Raw genomic sequence first — 20950 nt, 5'->3', positions numbered from 1 at the left:
GGAAGCAGGCTGTCGCCGATCCGTCAGGCTGCTTTCCTTCCCGACAGTTTCACACTGTGGCTCGTCCGCGACGAGTTGGATGAAATGGATGCCCCGTCGTCGCGCTGGGTCGCGCGGCGGTTCAGTTTGAACAGGCTGACCAGTTGCGCCAGCACATCCGCACCCTGGGCAAGGGTAGCGCTAATGGCGGTCGTGCGCGCGCTCATCGCCGCGTTTTCCTGCGTCATCCGGTCGAGCTGGTTGACTGCACGGTTGATTTCGCTGATGCCTAAGGCCTGTTCATCGGCGGCCTTGGCGATCATATCGACATTGCCGTCAATGTGCTTCACCAGCGCATCGATCTGCTTCAGCGCCTCACCCGTCTCGCCGACAAGCCGCACGCCTTCCATAACCTCGGTGCCGGAATTGTTGATGAGCGCCTTGATTTCCTTGGCGGCACTGGCGGAGCGTTGCGCAAGTTCGCGCACCTCCTGTGCCACGACCGCAAAACCCTTGCCCGCATCGCCCGCGCGCGCGGCTTCGACGCCCGCATTCAGGGCAAGAAGGTTGGTCTGGAAGGCGATTTCATCGATAACGCCGATAATCTGGCTGATTTCCCGCGATGCCGTCTCGATGCGCTGCATGGCGTTGACGGTACGCCCAACGACTTCGGTGGAAGCCGCCGTTGACGTCCGCGCACTCTGAACGAGTTTTCGGGTTTCCTTGGTGTTTTCCGTCGATGCCCGTACAGTCGCGGTGATTTCTTCCAGCGCCGCCGAGGTTTCCTCCAGCGCCACGGCCTGCTCACGCGATCTTTCGGCGAGATGAACAGAGGCTTCGCTGACTTCCTGGCTGCTTCTGGTCAGGTCATCGGTCTGCCCAAGAACATTTTCCAGGGTTTTCTGGAATTCGGCGATGGACTTGTTGAAATCCCGTCTCAGCCCCTCGAACTCACCCACGAAAGGCTTGTCGAGCGTGACGCGGATGTTGCACTGGGAAAGACGCTCAAGCGCAGCGCCCAGTTCTTCCACCGCATGCACGCGGTCCGTTATATCGAAGGCGAATTTCACCACCTTGACGACTTTTCCCCGCTCGTCGATGATCGGGTTGTAGGACGCCTGGATGAAGACGCGTTTTTCGTTCTTGCCAAGCCGCATGAACTGACCGGTCGAGAACTCTCCCTTACTAAGATCTTTCCAGAAATTGCGGTACTCTTCGGACTGCACGTAGCCACGCTCGCAAAACATCGAATGATGATTGCCGATGATCTCTTCCGCCGTGTAGCCGAGTGCTGTCAGGAAGTTTTCATTCGCGGAGAGAATTTTCCCCTCGGGAGTGAACTCGATCATCGCCTGCGCACGCGAAAGCGCTGCCAGCTTGCCGTTATCCTCGGTGCTTCGGCGCTTCGTCGACGTGATATCGGAAGCGATCTTGACCACCTTGTAAGGTTTGCCGAAACGAAAAACCGGATTGTAGGAGGCTTCAATCCAGATGTCGTCGCCGGTTTTCGACCGCCGCCGATATTGGCCCTGATCGTATTCGCCGCGTGAGAGTTTCGCCCAGAAGGCCTTGTATTCGGGTGACGCTGCATCTTCGGGAGACAGGAACATGCTATGGGGGCGTCCGATGATTTCTGATTGCTGATAGCCGACCGCCTTGCAGAAATTGTCGTTCGCTTTCAGAATTTTGCCAGTCAGATCGAACTCAATGATGGCTTGCGAGCGGCCTAGGGCATCAAGTACCGCAGATGCGTCCGTACCGAGTTTGAAAAATTGAGACATGTCTTTGAACTCCCAACAATAACTTGTATGCGGACCTTTCCTCCTCGATGCCAAAGAGATGAAAATAAAGGATCGGTCTGCGTGTACGCGAAACCTAGCCGGACACTGTTAAATAGCAATTAATGATGACCCATAACTATTGGTCCAATGACCGAAACTGTTGGCAAGAATACTTCAGACCGAGCTGCCTTTACCAACCCGTCCGCACCGGATGAGAACCGCTTATTTGCCACAGTGCTGATATTTCTGCCGCCGCAGAGCGATACGGGCTTTCATCGGTACGGCATTCATTGTTATGGCGGGCTTGAGAGATTTGTGTTGCAGGAGCGCCGATGACCAAAACCCTGAAATGCGACGTGCTGGTGATCGGCACCGGCATTATCGGTTCCATGGCGGCGCTTTACCTGCAAAATGCCGGGCGTGAGGTCTTTCTTCTGGAGCGCGGTGAAGTTGCCCGGGGCGCAAGCTCCGGTAATGCCGGTATCCTCGCCTTTCCCGAAATCATCCCCATTCCCGCCCCCGGCATCATGAGAAAAGCACCGCGCTGGCTTTTCGATCCGCTCGGCCCGCTCAGCGTGCCGCCTGCCTATGCGCCGAAGATCGCGCCGTGGCTGTGGCGTTTCTGGCGCGCCAGCGCTGAGCGCAACTTTCGCCACGGCCTGAGAACGCTCAGCGAGATCAACCGGCTGTCTGCCACCGAAATGGCCCATGTCGCCGCCATGCCGGAGCTCTCGCACTTTGTCGCGAAAACCGGCACGCTCGATCTTTACGACAGCGAAGCCAGCCTCAACGCTGCCCGCAAGGACTGGGATGAAAAGGAACAGGCAGGCTTCTCTTCCAAGCGTGTCGCCCGCAACGAGATAGACGAATTGCAGCCGGGTCTTGCCCCGCAATTCCGCCACGCCATGTTCTCGCCTGATGGCTTGCAGGTCTCCGATCCCTACGACTTCACCCGTGCCATTTTCGACCTGGTGATCGCCCGTGGCGGAAAGCTGCGCAAGGGCGAGGCAGAACGCATCGACGCTGTCGGCGAAAGTACGATCGTGACCCTGGAAAACGGCGACAAGATCGACGCCGACAAGGTGGTGATCGCCTGCGGCGCGTGGTCCAAGCCGCTTGCCGCAACACTTGGCAACATCGTGCCGCTGGAAACCGAACGCGGCTATAACACCACCCTGCCCGCTGGCGCCTTCAACCTCACGCGCCAGCTTTATTTCAACGACCACGGTTTTGTCGTTACACCGCTATCGTCTGGCATCCGCGTTGGCGGCGCAGTCGAGTTGGGCGGTCTGGAGTTGAAGCCGAATTTCAAGCGATCCGAGGCCATGCTCAAAAAAGCCGGTCGTTTCCTGCCCGGTCTCAAGGTTGAAGGCGGCCAGCAATGGATGGGGTTCCGCCCTTCGATGCCGGACTGTCTTCCCGTCATCGGCACCGCGCGCACCACACCTTCCGTCATCTATGCCTTCGGCCATGGTCATTTGGGGCTGACGCAATCGGCAGCTACCGCCCGCCTCGTGACGCAACTGGCAAACGGCGAGGAGACCGCAATATCGGTCGATCCGTTCCGTCCGGGGCGTTTTTCCTGACAATGCGGAAATCCGGTTTCAAGCCGGTTAGAGTTTCTACGGTTTAGCGGACGCCTGCACGCTATTTCACCTGCTGTACGGAATCTTCCGGAAACTCCACCGTGGCGAAGGATGGATAGACCTTTCGCAGGATGGTCACCTGCTGCTGATCGCTCACACGCAGCAAATACCATTGCGTACCGTCTATAAGCGCCAGGGTATGGGATTTCGCTTCGATTGTCTGGCCGCCGGTTTCCATCACCGTTTTCGTCGGAACGAGCGCATAGGGCGTTCCATCAGGCGTCTGCTGCACACTGATCGCCGCCGTGTCCATGGTGAATTCGGTGATCTTCACCGCTGCAAGCGCCATTTGCATCTGCGTGGTCAGAGCGCTACGCAACTGCCCGACGGAAACACCCGCGTCGTTTGCAATGAACTCAAAGATTTTCGGCGGCACCGTCCGGCCGACAAAATCAAAATCCTGCGCATTCAAGGCGGCGCTGAACCGCTCTATCTGTGTTTGCAGCTTGTCTTGCTCAGACGGCAAAAGATCGCGCGACAAAGCGGGATGCGACATAACCGCCAGCAATAACAGCCAGGCAAACAGGCGTTTCATTGCTTCGCCTTTCCGGGTTTGGGCTTGCCGGTAGCAAGGCATCGCAACGTCCGCGCCGCGAAACGCTTGTTAACAGCGTTGCTCAGCGCAGCAGAATGAAACCCGCAGCCGAAAGCACGAGGAAAACGATAAGGCCGCCAAGGAAACCCACGGACGTGAAGAAACCCGCGACCATGGCCAGCATCAGCACGCAGACCAGCATCGTGCCGTACTTCGTCATGGCAAGAAAAGCGTTGTAGGTCTTTTCATGCTCGGCGTAGTTCATCTCGGCGCCAACTTCGACCGGACCTGTGTGGTGTTCGCTCATTCCGCTTCCCCTTCTGCTCCATCCGCCATACCCGCCGCACAAGACAATTTGCCCTGCGGACGATAACGGGCCCATGCCGGATTCTCCGGAGCCAGAGGTAACATGAAGTCGGCGAAAAGTGCAATGCGTTCCACACGAAAGAACATCGCTGACAAGCGGGGCAAACGGTATGCCGTGCAAAGCGTGCCGTCGTGCAACATTCTTTTGTAAACGGTTGAAAACGGCGGCCATACGGCCGGTTTAATAGTGGTTTCGGTTGCTTTTCGGACAGCCTGCCCATACACGGGATTCTGTGGGGAGGAACGCCGGAATTTGGCTGTGCGGATACGCGTGGAGGCGTGCCCGTCACGATGGCCGACCGGCTTGCTTGCCACCATAACCCGCAAAGGGCCCGGCAAGGGAAGAGGGGAAAGTAATGAAACCGCTTTTGAAATTAAGTGCGCTGATCGACCTTGTCAGCGAAGCTCTGGGCAAGGTCGCCGGTTATCTGGTGCTTGTCTGCTGCCTCGTCAGCGCCGGAAACGCCATGGTGCGTTATACCTTCAACTATAGTTCAAACGGCTGGCTCGAAATCCAGTGGTACATGTTTGCCTTCATCGTGCTGGTGGGTGCCTCCTACACGCTGCGCATGAATGAACATGTGCGGGTGGACATCATCTACGGGGCTATCTCGTCTCGCACGCGCCTGTGGGTAGACATCATCGGCATCGTACTTTTTCTTATGCCCGCCTGCTTTTATCTGGCCTGGCTTTCCTGGCCGATGTTCATGCTTTCCTGGCATCAGAACGAAATGTCCTCCAATGCTGGCGGGCTTATCCGCTGGCCGGTGAAACTCATCATCTTCGCCGGTTTCGCCCTTCTGGTTCTTCAGGGATTTTCCGAACTCATCAAGCGCATCGGCGCCCTCAACGGGCTTTATGCGCTCGATACGAAGTACGAAAAACCCCTGCAATGATCGCCGCGATCTGAACCTTCAGGATATTTCCCATGTTCGAATATGGAATTCTTCCGCCACTGATGTTCCTCGGCATGATCATCTTCATGCTCTACGGATTTCCGGTTGCTTTCTCTCTTGCCACCGTCGGTCTGGTTTTCGGCGTCATCGGCATCTTCACCGAGCATTTTTCGCCGGCCTTCCTTCAGGCCTTGCCGCTGCGCATCTTCGGCATCGTCTCGAACGACCTGCTGCTCGCCATTCCGTTCTTCACCTTCATGGGCGCGATCCTGGAGCGATGCGGGCTTGCCGAAGATTTGCTTGAAGGCACGGGCAAGCTGTTCGGCGCCATTCCAGGCGGCCTCGCCTATGCCGTCATCATCGTCGGCGCAATCCTTGGCGCGATCACAGGCACGGTTGCCGCCTCCGTCATCACCATGGGTGTCATCTCGCTGCCAATCATGCTGAAATACGGTTACAATCCGCGCCTCGCCACCGGCGTCATCGCCGCATCCGGCACCATCACGCAGGTCATTCCGCCTTCGCTCGTGCTGATCGTTCTTGCCGACCAGCTCGGTAAATCCGTGGGCGACATGTATCTCGGCGCGATTGGCCCGTCGATCCTGCAAGTCGCCATCTTCATGCTCTTCATCCTGTTCATGTCGATCGTGCGGCCGAAGGATTTGCCTGCTTTGCCGCCAGAAGCGCGGGGCGAACTCAACCGTGCACTGGTATTTCGCGTGCTGGCGGGCATGGTGCCCTCCATCGTGCTGATCTTCCTCGTGCTCGGCACCATCTTCCTCGGCCTTGCAACACCAACGGAAGCCGGCGCGCTCGGCGTCGTCGGGGCCATGGCGCTGGCCGCAGCCCACCGCCGCCTCACCTGGGATCTCGTCAAGCAGGGCATGCATTCCACCATGCACATCACGTCCATGGTGGTGTTCATTCTGGTAGGCGCCACCTGCTTTTCCCTCGTCTTTCAGGGCATGGACGGTTCGCTGTGGATCGAGCACATGTTGTCGGGCATTCCGGGCGGCCCGATCGGCTTCCTGATCTTCGTCAACATCTTCATCTTCTTTCTCGCCTTCTTCCTCGATTTCTTCGAGATCGCCTTCATCGTCATCCCGATGCTCGCACCCATCGCGCAGGCGCTCGGCATCGACCTGATCTGGTTCGGCGTGCTGATCTGCATCAACATGCAGACCAGCTTCATGCACCCGCCCTTCGGTTTCGCGCTGTTTTACCTGCGCTCAATCGCGCCGCGCACGGTCAAGACCTCGGATATCTACATGGGTGCCATTCCCTGGCTCGGCATGCAGCTCATCCTCGTCGCCATCGTGATCTTCTGGCCGGAATCCGTCACCTACTGGTTGGATAAAGCACCCCAGGTGGACCTCAACTCCATCAAGATCGAAGTGCCTGCCTTCGGCAATCAGGGCGGCAGCACCATGCCCAATTTCGGCCTGCCAGGAGGCCAGCCGGGTGGGTTGCCAGGTATGCCTAACCTCGGTGAACCACCGAAGATCGGGCCTTAACCAGCGTCTTTTACGGATTTTTCGGAGAACTGATCATTGCTGAGTGGAAGACAGGGTTGCACCCCTGCCTTCCATTTACTCTGTGTGAAAATTGAACCTGACAGTCATCGGCCAGCCTGTCCGGTTTTTCCGAGGTCAGCGTGGCCAATGATTGCCGGGACTGCGCCTGGTCACTGAGCCTGCTGCTTTTGCTTCCGACAGCCCTGATCGTCAATCGCCCTTTCCTGTCGGGCGGATGCAGGCGCGCGACGGCACAACAAAAACCCCGGAGACCGAAGTCCCCGAGGCTTTTGTCCGGTCCGCCGCACCGAATAATCAGAGCTTGCCGTTACGCTGCTGGATCATCATGAAAGTATCGAAAGTATATTCCGCAAGCTGCATCCACAGGTAACCCTCGCGCTTGAAGGCGACCTGATCCTCGTAGATCTTCTTGAAGTCCGGGTTGGTTGCTGAAATATTGGCATAGACTTCCAACGCTGCCTTATAGCAGGCCTCGAGGATTTCCTGGCTGAAGGGCCGCAGCACGGCACCTTCCGAAACCAGCTGCTTGATGGCGATAGGGTTTTTCGCGTCATATTTCGCCATCATGCTGGTATTGGCGAAAGCGCAGGCATCCTGCAGCACCGTCTGGTAGTTCTTCGGCAGGCTGTTCCACTTGTCCAGATTGACGAAGGAATGGATGACCGGTCCGCCTTCCCAGAAGGCCGGGTAATAATAATATTTCGCCACCTTCTGGAAACCGAGCTTGTGGTCGTCATACGGACCAACCCATTCGGCGGCATCAATGGTGCCTTTTTCCAGCGCCGGATAGATATCGCCGCCGGCGATCTGCTGCGGGACCACGCCGAGCTTTTCCACCACCTTGCCGGCAAGACCGGCAATGCGCATCTTCACACCCTTGAAATCGTCGACGGTGTTGATTTCCTTGCGGAACCAGCCGCCCATCTGGGCGCCGGTATTACCTGATATCATGCCGTAGAGATTGTGCTTGGCGTAAAACTCGTTGAGCAGCTTGTTGCCGTTGCCTTCGTAGAACCAGGAATTGGTCAGGCGGGCATTAAGACCGAACGGTATCGCCGTGCCGATAGCGAAGGTCGGATCCTTGCCGACGTAATAATAGGAGCAGGTATGGCACATCTCCACCGTACCCGATGATACGGCATCGGCCGCCTGCAGGCCGGGCACGATTTCGCCAGCCGCAAAGGGCTGGATGGTGAAATTGCCGTCGGTAGCGGCCGCCACATGTTTGGCAATATCCTCGGCGCCGCCATAGATCGTATCGAGCGACTTCGGAAACGAAGACGTCAGTCGCCAGGTGATCTTGGTATTCTGTTGTGCAATTGCGGGCGCAGCCAAGGCTGTCGCAGCAGCCCCCGCCAGCGCACCTTTTTTCATAAAGGAACGGCGATCCATCTATATCCTCCCAGATATCAACGCTGCCCGCAGCTTGAATTCCCCTCGTGCTGTTCAGGCATCGCAGCAAAGTAAGCACGGTTACCGCCCAGCTGACAAGCACCCGCGCCAAGAATTAATTGCCGGAAAACCAGCCATATCAGGATTTTTTCGGCGGCCTCTTCGCTATTTTATTTGCAACTGAAATATCGCGACGCCGCCTTATACTTTAGCCGCATATATTGCGTTCCGAGGACGAAACACATGCTTGACTTGGCCCGCTGGCAGTCGCACAAATTTTCGAAGATTCGCCCCCGGAGCCACCATGCCAAAACCGATTATCGCCGTCCCCGCCGACATCCGGCATTTCACCGGAGCCGACTGGCACGCCGCGCAGAACCAGTATCTTTCCGCGGCGCTGAAGGTGGCTGATGTCATGTCCTTCATCGTTCCGGCCTTTGAGGACGGCAATGAGGTCGATGCCATCCTCGACCGGGTCGATGGCCTGCTCGTCTCCGGCTCGGCCACCAATGTTCACCCTTCTCTTTACGGAAAAGAGGCAAAGGAGAGTGACGGTCCGTTCGATCCAGCCCGCGACGCCACCAGCCTGCCGCTGATCCGCCGGGCGTTGGAACGCGGCATTCCGATGCTTGCCATCTGTCGCGGCATTCAGGAGCTGAACGTCGCGCTGGGCGGCACGCTTGCTTCCGAAATTCAGGAACAGCCCGGAATATGGGACCACCGCAAGCCGGAACATGAGGACCGCGACGTGGCCTTCGCAATCCGCCAGCCGGTGCATGTGCGCGAAGGCTCCTGCATTGCGCAGCATCTTGGCGTGTCGGGAGAAATCCAGATCAATTCGCTGCACCGGCAGGCAATTGCCGAGACCGCGCCACGCCTGCAGGTGGAGGCGACGGCGGCAGACGGCACGATCGAGGCCGTTTCCGTCATCGATGCCAAGGGCTTTGCCGTTGGTGTGCAATGGCACCCGGAATATTGGGCCGAGACAGACGCACCCTCGCGCGCTTTGTTCGAAGCTTTCGGCAAGGCAGTTCACGAGTACCGGAACAGCAAGACCTGAAACCGACCCCTCCCCTCCAAGGCCATTCAGGTCCTTGTCGATAGGACAAAAAAAGGGGCAAGCCTGAAGGCCTGCCCCAGGTCCGGGAGGAGGAGTGCTTAGCGTTTTGCGCGTTTCTTCTGGCGGTAGACGTCAGCGACGACGGCGGCCACGATGATCAGTCCCTTGACGATCTCCTGGTAATAGGCATCGACCCTGAGGAACGTGAAACCGGATGTCATGACACCGAGAATGATGGTGCCGATCACTGTGCCGGTAATACGGCCAGCACCGCCGGCGAGCGAAGTGCCGCCGATAACGGCCGCGGCGATGGCGTCGAGTTCATACATCACACCCATGCCGGCCTGCGCCGTCTGTGCACGGGCAGCGGTGACGACACCAGCAAGACCGGCCAGCATGCCGGCAATGGCGTAGACCTTGATCAGATGCGCCTCGATATTGATACCGGAAACGCGGGCGGCCTGCTGGTTGGCGCCGATGGCATAGGTGAACTTGCCGTAACGGGTGTAACGTAGCGCAACGTGGAAAATAACCGCGACGACGAGGAAAACCACGACCGGCCAGACACCTGTACCGATGAAGGTGAAACCGTCGGTCAGACCGGAAATCGGCTGGCCCTTGGTGTACCATTTGGAAAGGCCGCGCGCCGTCACCATCATGCCGAGGGTTGCGATGAACGGCGGGATTTTCGTGCGTGCTATAAGCTGCCCGTTGATGAAACCGGCCAAAGCGCCAGCCAGAATGCCGACAGCCAGCGGCATGAAGAAAGGCAGATCGGTCAGACCCGGATAAAGCGCCCGCGGCCATGTGGAGGACTGCCCCACGCTGGCGGACAACATCGCCGTCAGACCGACGACCGAACCGGAGGACAGATCGATGCCGCCGGTGATGATGACCTGCGTGACGCCGACGGCGATGATGCCGATGACGGACACCTGCAGGATCATGATCGTCAGGCGCTGCTGGTTCATCAGAAAGCTCTGGCCGATGAAAATCCAGCCAAGAATTTCGTAAACCAGCGCGATGCCAATCAGCACGAAAAATATATTTGCTTCGGGCGGTATGCGCCTGTGCGGCTTGCGTCCGGATTTTGCATCCAACTCTGCGTTGGCGGCGGCGTTCGTATTCATAGTCATTCCTCCTCGAGAAATCCCGGCGCGCCTCACCGCGATGCGAGATCCATCACCTTCACCTGTGTGGCTTCACTTCTGTCAAGGAAGCCAGTCACGCGACCTTCATGCATGACCATGATACGGTCGCTCATGCCCAGAACCTCCGGCATTTCGGAGGAAATCATGATGACGGCGACGCCATTGCGCGCCATCTCGCCGACCAGCTTGTGGATTTCGGCTTTTGCCCCGACATCGATCCCGCGCGTCGGCTCATCCAGAATGAGGATGCGTGGCTGTGTCAGCATCCAGCGCCCGATCAGCACCTTCTGCTGATTGCCGCCCGACAGGTTTTCGATGCGCTCGTAAAGATTGGGCGTCTTGACCCGGAGCTTGCGGCACATGTCGTCGCAGGCTTCCGAAAGCGTCTTTTCCTGCACGAAGCCGTTGGCGACATATTTGTCCTGAAGAACCGCGATCTGCATGTTCTCAAGAATATTGAGAATCAGCAGGCAGCCGGTATCCTTGCGGTCTTCCGTCAGGAACGCCATGCGGTGACGAATCGCCTCTGTCGGACTTGCGATCGACACAGGCTTGCCGTTGATTTCCACAGTGCCAGAAGACGCCGGCGTAACGCCGAACACCGTTTCCGCCACGTTCGAGCGGCCAGAACCGACAAGGCCGGCGACACCTAGAATTTCCCCGGCGCGAACATCAAATGACACGTCATGGAAGACGCCGTTCAGCGTCAGGTTCTTGACCGACAGCACCACATCGCCGATCGGAACCTCTTCCTTCGGGAACATCTGGGTAATTTCGCGCCCCACCATCATGCGGATGATGTCGTCTCGCGTCACATCGGTGGACGCGTGGGTGCCGATATATTTGCCGTCGCGAAAGACGGAAAACTCATCGGCGATCTCGAAAAGCTCATTCATCTTGTGAGTGATGTAGACGATGCCGATACCGCGGTCCCTGAGGTCGCGGATGATGCGGAACAGATGTTCCACCTCGCGCTCAGTCAACGCTGACGTCGGTTCGTCCATGATGAGAACGTCGGAGTCGTAGGAAACCGCCTTGGCGATTTCGACCATCTGCCGGCTTGCGACCGATAGTTCGCCGACACGCATTTCCGGATCGAGATCGATACCGAGCCTTTCGAGCAATGTCTGGGTGCGGCGATACATTTCGCCATGGTCGATAAAGCCCAGTCGGTTTTTTGGCTCTCGGCGAATCCATATATTTTCCGCCACCGTCATATAGGCCATCAGGTTGAGTTCCTGATGGATCATCGCAATGCCGTTTTCGAGCGCATCAAGCGGTGAATCGAGGCGTATCGCAGCGCCCTTCAGGCGAATTTCTCCGACATCCGGCTGGTAGATACCTGCCAGAATCTTCATCAGCGTCGATTTACCGGCGCCGTTCTCACCCATCAGCGCATGCACGGTGCCGCGCTTGAGGTGGAACGAAACGTCATCCAGCGCGACAACGCCTGGAAATTCCTTGCGTATGCCGTCCGCTGCGAGAAGATATTCTGCATTGGGCACGGCGCCGCTGGCGCGCACGGCGGCCATTGTCGATGGGCTGACGACCATCTTATCCTCCACGATAGACAAAAATGACCGGGGAAGAGGTTTCGCCAAAAGGCGCCCATCCTCCGGGGAGGCTTACAGCGCCGTGCCGATCAAGACACACAAAAGCGCTGTAACACTTTGAATTCACTGAAATACTATTCTAGCCTGCTTCAACTCGGCGTCTGAGACGCCGACTGCCGTCCAGAACCGGCATTTGCTTCCGATATTGCTTGAAACGGTCGCAAATGCCGGTAAAGGGTCGTCAGTTCTTGGCTACGTAGTCCTTGACGTTTTCCGGGGTAACGAGCTGGAAGGGAATGTAGACCTTCTTATCCACCTTGTCGCCCTTGACGAGCTTCAGTGCGGCATCGAGAGCACCCTTGCCCTGGCCAGCCGCATCCTGGAAGACCGTCACGTCGAGATCGCCTGCCTGCATGGCGGCAAGCGCGTCTTGCGTGGCGTCCACACCGGCAACGACATATTCCTTCATGTCCTTGCCCGCGGCCTTCAGAGCCTGGATAGCGCCGATCGCCATTTCATCGTTATTGGCAATGACGGCATTGAACTCGATACCGCCGGACAGCCAGTTGGTGACGAGGTCGGAACCCTGCGTGCGCTGCCAATTGGCCGTCTGCTCTTCAACCACGGAAATGCCCTTGCATTCATCGGTTTTCAGAACATCGTGAACGGCCTGCGTGCGCATGCGCGCGCCCTGATTGGACAACTCGCCCATCATGATCACGGCCTTGCCCTTGCCACCGAGAAGGCGGCAGACTTCCTTGGTTTCAAGCGTGCCGGCCACGGTTTCTTCCGATGCCACGAAGGCCTGGCCGTCTGGCAGGGAATCCACGTTTACCGGCTGGCGGTTGACGTAAACCAGCGGAATCTTGGCTTCAGCAGCAAGTTTCGACATGGCCGCCGTCGCATCCGTATCAACCGGATTGACGATGATCGCATCGACCTTGGAGGCGATGAAATTCTGGATCTGGCTCTGCTGCTTGGCAACGTCGTTCTGCGCGTCCTCAACTTGCAGGGTGACGCCCTTCAGCTCCTTGGAATAATCCTGCATGCCGTTGCGCAGCACGGTCAGGAAGTTGTCGTCGAACAGGGCCATCGAAACACCGACGGTCTCGGCATGTGCCGCCGTGCCCAAAAGCACAGACATAGCCGCACTGATAATAAGCTTTTTCATTGTTTTCTCCTCCTCGGTGTCCAGCGCCACCTCTCCCAGCCGGAAACGGACCCGAGAGCCCGCCGCTAACTCCTCACATCCAGAAAACGGAATAATGAAACCGAATTTCTGTTGTTCGATATATTTATTCCATTTTTGGTTCGAACGTCAATGCTTTCTTCGTGGTCGTGGAGCGAGACGGCACACAAGGCGGTGATGACCAGGAGTTTTCAGAGAAAACGGGGATAGCCCCCTTCGCCCTGGCGTGGGCGGAGGGGGCTCATGCGCTTGCTGAGCACTTTCGCGGAAGTCGCTGGGCTGCCTGCGATAAAACGTCACGGACAAATGGAAAAGTTGGACGGGCGCGAAAGACGCGCCACGTCTTAATCGTGAAAACCGGGCATCACATCCGCCGGAATGGGGCAGACATAATCACTGCCCTCGGTTTTCTCCAGCCATTCTTTTTTGACACTTTCAAGCAGCTCGGGCGAGGTCATCAGCGAAAGACCTGTCGATGCGAGCGTCTTGGCGGCGTGTGCCATGGCTTTGTGGGCGGCCGGGCTTTTGCCCTGCGCCACAACCTGCCACGTATGCGGATTGGTCCCGATTGCCCATGCGGGTGTCCAGCATTGCGCTGTCGGCGTCACCCAACTGACATCACCGACATCGGTCGATCCGGCACGAAAATGCGACTGCCCCTCGAAATCGCGCAGGCCGAGATGCAGCGGCGTCGACCCGTCGATCTTCCCGTTGGAAAAGACGTCGCCCTTGATCTGGTAGAGCCGGATGCTGCTTTTGATCGCCTCTTCCGTGAACGTGTCCTGAATGACCTTGGCGAAGGCCTGATCGGCCTCGTCGAAGGCTATGGGTCCAAGCGCCACCATGTTTTCATGCATCGCCGTTTCGAGCGTGATGTTGGGCAGGAGATTGGTGGAGGCGGTATCGAAGACGATCTCCACCTCTGTTTCGGTCATCATGGCCGCGCCACGCGCGACCTTGTCCACACGGGCTGCGAGATCGAGCGCCTGGCGCATTTCAGGTGCGCGGATCAGATAGAGCACTTCGGCCTTTGCCTGCACCACATTTGCCGCTTTGCCGCCGGCATCGGTGATCGCATAATGCACCCGGCAATCCTGCGGCATGTGTTCGCGCAGGAAATTGACGCCGACATTCATCAGTTCAACGGCATCGAGCGCCGAGCGACCAAGATGGGCGGCGTTGGAGGCATGGGAAGCAACGCCCTTGAAACGATAAAAATATTCCAGCACCGCGAGATTGTTGGTGGAGCGCACGCCGTTGAAGGGCGCGGGATGCCATGTCAAAGCCGCATCGACATCGTCAAAAAGACCGGCACGCACCATGAAAGTCTTGCCGGAACCGCCCTCTTCGCCGGGGCAGCCATAATAACGCACCGTGCCGGGCAGGTTGTTGGCTTTCAGATGCCGGGCAAGTGCGATAGCGGCCATCAGCGAGCCGACGCCGAGCAGATTGTGGCCGCAGCCATGGCCGGAGGCGTCGGGTTGAAGCGGTTTTGCCTCGGCCACGCCGGCCATCTGGCTCATGCCAGCAAGCGCGTCAAATTCACCGAGGAAGGCAATAACCGGCTTGCCGTGGCCGAATTCACCGATGAAGGCCGTGTCCATGCCAGCTACACCGCGGCGGACCACAAAGCCGTTCTCCTCAAGCGCGTTTGCTAGAACCCCGGCAGATTGCCTCTCCTCGAATTTGAGTTCGGCAAAATCCCAGATGCTGTCGCTCAAAGTGGTGAAATGTGGCTTCATTGACTCGATTTCGGCGGCAATCGACATCACGGCTTCACGGTTCATGGCTTGTCCTCGCATTCCTGCCCCTTAAGGGCGCACGCAAACGCTTCGGCGGGGGGCCGCCAAATCATTACGGTCATGATGGAAAATGCCCGCGCCGGGCTTTGCTTCCGGCGCGGGCAATATTGGATCAGTTGTCGACCGAGACTTCCCAGAGGCGGGCGTTCGACTGCCAGACCGGCTGACCCTTGAGCTTCTTGGTCGCGCCCCAGACATCGACCATGTCGTAAAGGAAGATGCCGGGCATTTCCTTCAGCATCAGTTCGTGGAACTCGTCGAAAATTTTCTGGCGCTTCGCCTGGTCGGCCTCGACATAGGCAGCCTTCATCAGCTCGATCGCCTTCGGATCATCCCACATCAGGGAGGCGTTCTTGTCCTTGTTACCGACGTAGAATGCATACATCAGGGCCGGATCGAGACGCGGCGCGACAGACTGCGAGATCACCTGATAATTGCCGGAACGGCGACGATCCACCTGCGTGGCATAGTCCAGCACCTCGATCTGTACGTTCAGACCCGCCTGCTGCATCATGGCCTGCGCCATGACGGCTGCCGGAAAACTCGGCACATTGCCGCGCTTGTTGGCGATGATAGAGATCGGCTCGCCCTTGTAACCGGCTGCCTCCAGTTCCTTCTTGGCTGCCTCGATGTCATAGGCCGGACGCTTCTTCTGGGTCTCATCGAAATAGACCGAGTCCTGCGAAACCATCGAGCCGTTGGCTTCGCCCGTACCGTTCGATGCGGCGGCGACCAGTTCATCGAGATCAAGCGCCATCGCCATGGCGCGGCGTACGCCGGGATTGCTCAGCACCTTGTCGCGGGTCTGAATATAGAAAAGGTTCTTGCCGTTGTTGCGGGCAACAATGAGCTGCATCTTCTCATTCGTCTTGAACTCCGGAATGAGATCGGGAGAAATCTCGGCGGTGTCGAGCACGCCGGATTCGAGGCCCGCCTTCACGGTCGAGGCGTCCGGAATAACCATGAACTTGATGCCGTCGGCCAGCGGCCGCTTGGAGCCGACCATGCCATCCGGCTTGCCGTCATTTACAGGCGAAACATAATCCGCGAATTTGGCGAGGCGGATATATTCACCCTTCTTCCATTCGTTCCACTGGAACGGACCGGTGCCGATGGGCTTGACGAAGCTGCCGTCAGCGGCAACAGATTCCGGCGAGATCATGCCGGTATAACCGCATTCGGGCCGCGACATCAGGCCGAGGAAAACGGCTGACGGCTTTTCAAGCGTGATCTGAACCGTGGAGGCGTCCGTGGCCTTGACGCCGGTGACATGCGCGGCACCGCCTTCCACGAAATCATTCAGGCAGGCCCATTTGGTTTCGGGCTTCAGATAGCGCGTCCAGTTCCAGACGACATCTTCTGCGGTGAGCGGCTTGCCGTTATGGAATTTCACATCCGCGCGCAGCTTGAACGTATAGGTGAGGCCATCTGGCGAAACCTCGAAGCTCTCGGCAAGCAGCGGCTTTACTTCGCCGCCATTGTTGTAACCGACGAGGCCTTCGACGATGTGCAGGATCACCCCGTCCGTATTGCCGTCACGATTGACGCCGGGATTGCTGCTGCGCAGATCGGAGCTCTGCGCGATGGTGATGTCGCGAGCCGCCGCGATATTGGCTGTTACGAGCAGGGCCGCGCCTGCGAGAAGAAGTTTGTTCACTGTTCTACCCTCTTTGTTGTCGTTGATTATCATTGTTGAAAGCCGTCCCAGCAGGCCTGCGCCAGCCGGCCGATCGTTTCGAGCGCGATGGTGTATCCCGGCGTGCCGTCAGGCATCACCTGCGGCACTTCATCGGTATAGGCGGTGATGATGAAAGACGGCGCGCCGTTTCTGTAGACGATGCCGGCGTCCATACGCCCGCGCTTGCCGCGTCCGCTCTTGCTCGCCACCACAGCCTCGAATGGCAGGCGGGAGCGGATTCCGTAGCGCAATATCTGGTTTTTCAGCGTCTGCATTGCCCAGCCGCACAATTGCGGGCTGCAGCCGAGCTTTGCCTGCGCCTCTGGCGAGGACTGGGCATCAAGAATGGTCTGAAGCAGCAGCACCTGGTCCGCCGCCGAGGTGGTGGTGACGGTCTTCAGCGGATGATCGGCCGCCAGCGCCAACGGTGGAATGAGGAAACGGTGGTGGGTATTAGCCATGCCGAGCGTCTTGCAATAGCTGTCCACCTCCTCAAGCGTCAGCCGCTCCAGCACCATCTTGGTGCAGACATTGTCGCTCAGCACCATCATGCCGGCGAGTGCATCGCGCAGGGAAATGACGATGCCCGGCGTCAGATAGCGGAACATGCCGCTGGCCACCTCTTCCGCCAGCCTCTTCTCGTAGGTGACCGGCTGGTCGAGATCGAGCCGCCCTTCGCTGGCAGCCTTGAGCACGGCCATCATGATCGACGTCTTGCGGGTGCTGCCCGACGGGGTCTCCTCGTTTTCTCCCCTTCCGATCTCTTCGCCGGTCAGGAGATTGCGCACCATGAAGCGCGTCACAAAAGGCTGTGCATCACAGATAGCATTCAGTTGGGCAGCCACAGTCATTGTCATGTTCCTGTTAAACTTCTTCTTCCAGACGCCATTTGAGTGTCACACCGCCCTTTTCATTCTGGTCGAGGGCGGGAATGGCCGAGAGGAGCCGGCGTGTGTAGGCCTCTCTCGGGCTGTCGAAAATCGTGTCGCGGTCGCCCTCTTCGATGATACGGCCGTCCTGCATGACGACGACACGGTCGGCCACCTGTTCGACCACGCCGAGATCGTGGCTGATGAACAGGCAGGAAAAGCCGTAACGTTTCTGCAGATCGGAAAAGAGATCGAGCACCTGCGCCCGCACCGTCACGTCAAGGGCGGAAACCGGTTCGTCGGCGATCAGGAACCGCGGACGGCGGGCAATGGCACGGGCAATCGCCACGCGCTGGCGTTGGCCGCCGGAAAGCTCGTGCGGATAACGGCTGGCATAGTCTGCGCCAAGCCCTACCTCTTCCAGCGTTTCCAGCGCCCGCTTGCGCTTGGCGGCCTGATCCAGGCCGGGGACGAGACGCAACGCCTCCTCCACCAGCGCCTGAATGGTCATTCGCGGATCGAGCGAGGAATAGGGATCCTGAAACACCATCTGGCAATTCAGGCGATAGTCGTTCCAGTCCTCTTTGCGTTCCCGCCCCTGAAACTGGATCTGCCCTTCGCTTTCCTTTACGAGACCGGCAATGGTGCGGCCAAGCGTGGTCTTGCCGGAGCCGGAGCCACCGACCAGTGCCACGACCTCACCTTCGTGAATATCGATGCTGACCCCATGCAGCGCCCGCTTCGGCTTGGCTTTCTTCAGCAGTGACTTGCGTCCGGCATAATCGACAACAATGTTTCGGGCCGAAATCATCGGCGCCTTGCTGGTGTCGACGACACGCGGCTCGCCCCGGAAGGGCAGGGAGGAAAGCAGCTTTTTCGTATAGGGATGCTGCGGCGCATCGAGCAGGTCTTCGGTGCGACCCTGTTCGACAATCGCGCCCTTCTCCATGACCACGATACGGCTCGTATAGCGGGCCACCATCGGCAGGTCATGGCTGATGAGAAGGACGGCTGTTCCCTCCGCCCGTGTCAGTTCGACCATCAGCTCCATGACGTCGCGCTGGATGACGGCATCGAGCGCCGTCGTCGGCTCGTCGGCGATCAGCAGCGCCGGTTTCAGGAGCATGACCGAGGCCAGCATGATGCGCTGGCGCATGCCGCCGGAAAACTCATGCGGATAGGCAGCAAGCGCCCCTTCGGGATCGCGGATACCGACCCGTCTCAGCATCTCGAGAATTTTCTCGCGGCGCTCTTCCGGCGATAACTTGGTGTGAAGGATCAGGCCTTCTTCCAACTGCCGGCCAATCGTCATCGACGGATTGAGAGAGGTCATCGGCTCCTGGAAAACGACGCCGATTTCCGCGCCGCGCAGGCGGCGAAGTTCCCTTGCCGGCAGGGACATCACGTCCCTTCCCTTGTAGATGACTGATCCACCGGTGACGGCGATTGCCGGGGGCAGAAGCGAGATGAGTGCGCGGGTGGCCAGCGTCTTTCCCGATCCGCTTTCGCCGACGATGCCGAAGATTTCGCCAGGCGCAATATCGAAGGAAACATCCTTGACTACCCGGTGGCCGCTTCCCGCGACCTCCAGCGAAAGGCCGCGCACGGTAAGAAGAGTATTGTCCGTCATTTGAGACCTCTCATGCGCGGGTCAAGCCTGTCGCGAAGGGCATCGCCCAGAAGATTGATGCCGAGCAGTGTCAGCGCGATGCAGAGACCGGGGAAAAGCCCGAGCCAGACGGCCTGCTGAATGAAGGGCCGGCCAGCGGCCAGCATGTTGCCCCAGGTGGGGGCCGGCGGTGGCACGCCAAGGCCGAGGAAGGACAGTGCGCTTTCCGAGAGGATTGCCCAGCCGAACATGGACGTGGCAAGCACCGTGATCGGCGCGATGCAATTGGGCAGGATGTGGCGGAACATGGTGTAGATCTCGCCATTGCCCATCACCAGCGATGCCTCGATGAACTCGCGCTCACGCAGCGACAATACGGCGCCACGCACCACGCGGGCCATTGATGGCGTGTAGGCGATGCCGAGCGCAAAGATGATGCCGTACTGGTTGGCACCAAAGACCGCGAGAAGGCCAAGCGCCAGGAGAATGCCGGGAAAAGCGAGAAGCGCATTGTTGATGGCCATGATGACGCCATCAATCCAGCCGCGCGCATAACCGCTGACAAGACCGATCAGAGTGCCGCAGATCGTCGCGAAGCTGACCGTCAGGAAGCCGATCCAGACGCTGGCACGCGCGCCGACCATCAGGCGGCTGAGAACATCGCGCCCGAATTCGTCGGTGCCGAGAAGATGGCTGGGACCGGGCGCGGCCAGCCGCGAGGCGAAACCGAGCTTCATCGGATCATAGGGCGTCCAGAATAGGCCGGTAATGGCGGTGATGAGCAGGAGGCCGATGAGAACGCCGCCGATAAGCCCGTTGAGTGTGAACTTTTTCATTCGGCAACCACACGCGGATCGAAGAGGGGATAAAGAAGGTCGACGAAGAGATTGACCAGCACGTAGGACAGGGAAACGAACAGCAGGCAGCCCTGTATGACGGGGTAGTCACGCGCAAAGATACTGTCGACCATCAGCCGCCCGAGCCCCGGAATGGTAAAGACCGTCTCGATGACGGCGATGCCGCCGAGAAGATTGCCGAGGATGAGGCCGATCATTGTCCATGTCGGACCAAAGGCATTCTTGAAGGCGTGCCGCCAGAGGACGGCACTCTCCGAAAGTCCCTTGGCGCGGGCATGGGTAATGTAATCCAGCCGCAGCACTTCAAGCGTTGAGGCGCGGGCCATGCGGATCAAGACACCCATCTCGTGGATCACCAGCGTCATGACAGGCAGGACAAGATAGAGCATGCCGCCAACGAGATTGTCGCTGATCGATACGTATCCCAGCACCGGTAGCCAGCCGAGCTTTAGACCGAAGAACAGCAGAAGCAGAAGCCCGAGCCAGAATGTCGGTATGGACAAAAGCAGGGTTGCCGTTCCAACCAGTGCAAGATCGGTCAGGCTGTTCTGTTTCCAGGCGGCGATCACACCCGCCGGAACCGCAATCAGGCTGGCCAGCAGAACGGCGACGACGACGATCTCAGCACTGACGAGGAACCGCGACACGACCAGCGGCAATACTGCCTCGTCGTTGACGATGGACCGGCCGAAATCGCCCTGCACCACATTGCCCGCCCAGATGACGAACTGTTGCGGCATGGACTTGTCGAGACCAAGCTCTGTTCTCATCGCCTCGATCTGTTCCGGTTGCGCCATGTCGCCCAGCATCAGGGCGGCCGGATCACCCGGAATGAAGCGGATGAGCGCAAAGACCGTGATCGACACAAAGGCGATCGTCGGCAGCGCCATCAAAAGACGGCTCAGTATGAATCTTATCATCGGTTCCCCACGATTGATGGCCGGGAACGTGCTCCCGCCTCTATCGGTTTCGTTGCGAAAGACTATGACGGATTGATAAATAACGCGCAATATTATGCATAAACGTCATATGCCTATGCAGAATGGTGGCAC

At 58.5% G+C, this 20950-nt stretch carries 17 protein-coding genes; 4 read left to right on the top strand and 13 right to left on the bottom strand.

The window, feature by feature from the left end; translation table 11 throughout:
• Nucleotides 1–23: 23 nt before the first annotated feature.
• A complete protein-coding gene (locus tag ACQZ63_RS09170; RefSeq protein WP_111795342.1) occupies nt 24–1760 on the bottom strand; it encodes a methyl-accepting chemotaxis protein in 1737 nt (578 codons plus the stop codon).
• Nucleotides 1761–2092: 332 nt separating this feature from the next.
• Here ACQZ63_RS09170 and ACQZ63_RS09165 point away from each other — a divergent pair, with 332 nt between their 5' ends.
• Complete coding sequence (locus ACQZ63_RS09165; protein WP_003510975.1) at nt 2093–3346, top strand: NAD(P)/FAD-dependent oxidoreductase; 1254 nt, start codon at nt 2093–2095, stop codon at nt 3344–3346.
• A 61-nt stretch (nt 3347–3407) separates the two neighbouring features.
• Here ACQZ63_RS09165 and ACQZ63_RS09160 read toward each other — a convergent pair whose 3' ends face one another.
• Entirely contained in the window at nt 3408–3941 is a 534-nt protein-coding gene (locus tag ACQZ63_RS09160; protein ID WP_035199477.1) for a hypothetical protein, read from the bottom strand.
• A gap of 82 nt (nt 3942–4023) precedes the next feature.
• Nucleotides 4024–4248, bottom strand: coding sequence for an aa3-type cytochrome c oxidase subunit IV (locus ACQZ63_RS09155; RefSeq protein ID WP_003510978.1), 225 nt, complete (start codon nt 4246–4248; stop codon nt 4024–4026).
• Between the two features lie 415 nt (nt 4249–4663).
• On the opposite strand from ACQZ63_RS09155, the gene ACQZ63_RS09150 reads away from it, so the two are divergent.
• Complete coding sequence (locus ACQZ63_RS09150; protein WP_003510982.1) at nt 4664–5203, top strand: TRAP transporter small permease subunit; 540 nt, start codon at nt 4664–4666, stop codon at nt 5201–5203.
• Nucleotides 5204–5235: 32 nt separating this feature from the next.
• Nucleotides 5236–6717: a TRAP transporter large permease gene (locus ACQZ63_RS09145; RefSeq protein WP_113555382.1), complete on the top strand. Its 1482-nt coding sequence runs from the start codon at nt 5236–5238 to the stop codon at nt 6715–6717.
• Between the two features lie 315 nt (nt 6718–7032).
• On the opposite strand, the gene ACQZ63_RS09140 is transcribed toward ACQZ63_RS09145, so the two are convergent.
• Complete coding sequence (locus ACQZ63_RS09140; protein ID WP_003510986.1) at nt 7033–8130, bottom strand: TRAP transporter substrate-binding protein; 1098 nt, start codon at nt 8128–8130, stop codon at nt 7033–7035.
• Between the two features lie 304 nt (nt 8131–8434).
• Between ACQZ63_RS09140 and ACQZ63_RS09135 the strand changes: the two genes are divergently transcribed.
• A complete protein-coding gene (locus ACQZ63_RS09135) occupies nt 8435–9190 on the top strand; it encodes a gamma-glutamyl-gamma-aminobutyrate hydrolase family protein (RefSeq protein ID WP_111800241.1) in 756 nt (251 codons plus the stop codon).
• Nucleotides 9191–9288: 98 nt separating this feature from the next.
• On the opposite strand, the gene ACQZ63_RS09130 is transcribed toward ACQZ63_RS09135, so the two are convergent.
• From ACQZ63_RS09130 to ACQZ63_RS09090, 9 genes are all read right to left on the bottom strand, one after another.
• Nucleotides 9289–10320: an ABC transporter permease gene (locus ACQZ63_RS09130; RefSeq protein WP_003510990.1), complete on the bottom strand. Its 1032-nt coding sequence runs from the start codon at nt 10318–10320 to the stop codon at nt 9289–9291.
• Nucleotides 10321–10352: 32 nt separating this feature from the next.
• Complete coding sequence (locus ACQZ63_RS09125) at nt 10353–11894, bottom strand: sugar ABC transporter ATP-binding protein (RefSeq protein ID WP_003510992.1); 1542 nt, start codon at nt 11892–11894, stop codon at nt 10353–10355.
• Between the two features lie 241 nt (nt 11895–12135).
• Nucleotides 12136–13065 carry a sugar ABC transporter substrate-binding protein gene (locus ACQZ63_RS09120; RefSeq protein WP_003510994.1) on the bottom strand — a complete coding sequence of 310 codons (930 nt, stop codon included), beginning with the start codon at nt 13063–13065 and terminating at the stop codon, nt 12136–12138.
• A gap of 362 nt (nt 13066–13427) precedes the next feature.
• A complete protein-coding gene (locus ACQZ63_RS09115; RefSeq protein WP_003510996.1) occupies nt 13428–14870 on the bottom strand; it encodes a M20 family metallopeptidase in 1443 nt (480 codons plus the stop codon).
• A gap of 127 nt (nt 14871–14997) precedes the next feature.
• Nucleotides 14998–16542, bottom strand: coding sequence for an ABC transporter substrate-binding protein (locus tag ACQZ63_RS09110; protein WP_060642500.1), 1545 nt, complete (start codon nt 16540–16542; stop codon nt 14998–15000).
• A 29-nt stretch (nt 16543–16571) separates the two neighbouring features.
• A complete protein-coding gene (locus ACQZ63_RS09105; RefSeq protein WP_026330689.1) occupies nt 16572–17414 on the bottom strand; it encodes a serine hydrolase in 843 nt (280 codons plus the stop codon).
• 13 nt (nt 17415–17427) lie between these two features.
• Nucleotides 17428–19062 (bottom strand): ABC transporter ATP-binding protein, encoded by a 1635-nt coding sequence (locus ACQZ63_RS09100; RefSeq protein ID WP_013761617.1) that lies wholly within the window; start codon nt 19060–19062, stop codon nt 17428–17430.
• The gene (locus ACQZ63_RS09095; protein ID WP_013761618.1) at nt 19059–19877 is read right to left on the bottom strand and encodes an ABC transporter permease; all 819 of its coding nucleotides are present in this window, start codon (nt 19875–19877) and stop codon (nt 19059–19061) included. The genes ACQZ63_RS09100 and ACQZ63_RS09095 overlap by 4 nt, the downstream gene beginning before the upstream one ends.
• Nucleotides 19874–20818, bottom strand: coding sequence for an ABC transporter permease (locus ACQZ63_RS09090; RefSeq protein WP_003511005.1), 945 nt, complete (start codon nt 20816–20818; stop codon nt 19874–19876). Before ACQZ63_RS09090 ends, ACQZ63_RS09095 begins: the two co-directional genes overlap by 4 nt.
• Between the last annotated feature and the right edge of the window lie 132 nt (nt 20819–20950).

Source organism: Agrobacterium sp. CG160-95 (genome assembly GCF_053521725.1).
The sequence above is the reverse complement of the archived record's forward strand: the minus strand, read 5'-3'. Positions and strand labels throughout refer to the sequence as shown.

Coding starts and splice junctions, on each gene's coding strand:
- ACQZ63_RS09105 (WP_026330689.1), bottom strand. CDS start 17,414: ATGACTGTGGCTGCCCAACTGAATGCTATCTGTGATGCACAGCCTTTT.
- ACQZ63_RS09100 (WP_013761617.1), bottom strand. CDS start 19,062: ATGACGGACAATACTCTTCTTACCGTGCGCGGCCTTTCGCTGGAGGTC.
- ACQZ63_RS09140 (WP_003510986.1), bottom strand. CDS start 8,130: ATGGATCGCCGTTCCTTTATGAAAAAAGGTGCGCTGGCGGGGGCTGCT.
- ACQZ63_RS09160 (WP_035199477.1), bottom strand. CDS start 3,941: ATGAAACGCCTGTTTGCCTGGCTGTTATTGCTGGCGGTTATGTCGCAT.
- ACQZ63_RS09120 (WP_003510994.1), bottom strand. CDS start 13,065: ATGAAAAAGCTTATTATCAGTGCGGCTATGTCTGTGCTTTTGGGCACG.
- ACQZ63_RS09165 (WP_003510975.1), top strand. CDS start 2,093: ATGACCAAAACCCTGAAATGCGACGTGCTGGTGATCGGCACCGGCATT.
- ACQZ63_RS09155 (WP_003510978.1), bottom strand. CDS start 4,248: ATGAGCGAACACCACACAGGTCCGGTCGAAGTTGGCGCCGAGATGAAC.
- ACQZ63_RS09135 (WP_111800241.1), top strand. CDS start 8,435: ATGCCAAAACCGATTATCGCCGTCCCCGCCGACATCCGGCATTTCACC.
- ACQZ63_RS09125 (WP_003510992.1), bottom strand. CDS start 11,894: ATGGTCGTCAGCCCATCGACAATGGCCGCCGTGCGCGCCAGCGGCGCC.
- ACQZ63_RS09130 (WP_003510990.1), bottom strand. CDS start 10,320: ATGAATACGAACGCCGCCGCCAACGCAGAGTTGGATGCAAAATCCGGA.
- ACQZ63_RS09150 (WP_003510982.1), top strand. CDS start 4,664: ATGAAACCGCTTTTGAAATTAAGTGCGCTGATCGACCTTGTCAGCGAA.
- ACQZ63_RS09170 (WP_111795342.1), bottom strand. CDS start 1,760: ATGTCTCAATTTTTCAAACTCGGTACGGACGCATCTGCGGTACTTGAT.
- ACQZ63_RS09095 (WP_013761618.1), bottom strand. CDS start 19,877: ATGAAAAAGTTCACACTCAACGGGCTTATCGGCGGCGTTCTCATCGGC.
- ACQZ63_RS09115 (WP_003510996.1), bottom strand. CDS start 14,870: ATGAACCGTGAAGCCGTGATGTCGATTGCCGCCGAAATCGAGTCAATG.
- ACQZ63_RS09145 (WP_113555382.1), top strand. CDS start 5,236: ATGTTCGAATATGGAATTCTTCCGCCACTGATGTTCCTCGGCATGATC.
- ACQZ63_RS09090 (WP_003511005.1), bottom strand. CDS start 20,818: ATGATAAGATTCATACTGAGCCGTCTTTTGATGGCGCTGCCGACGATC.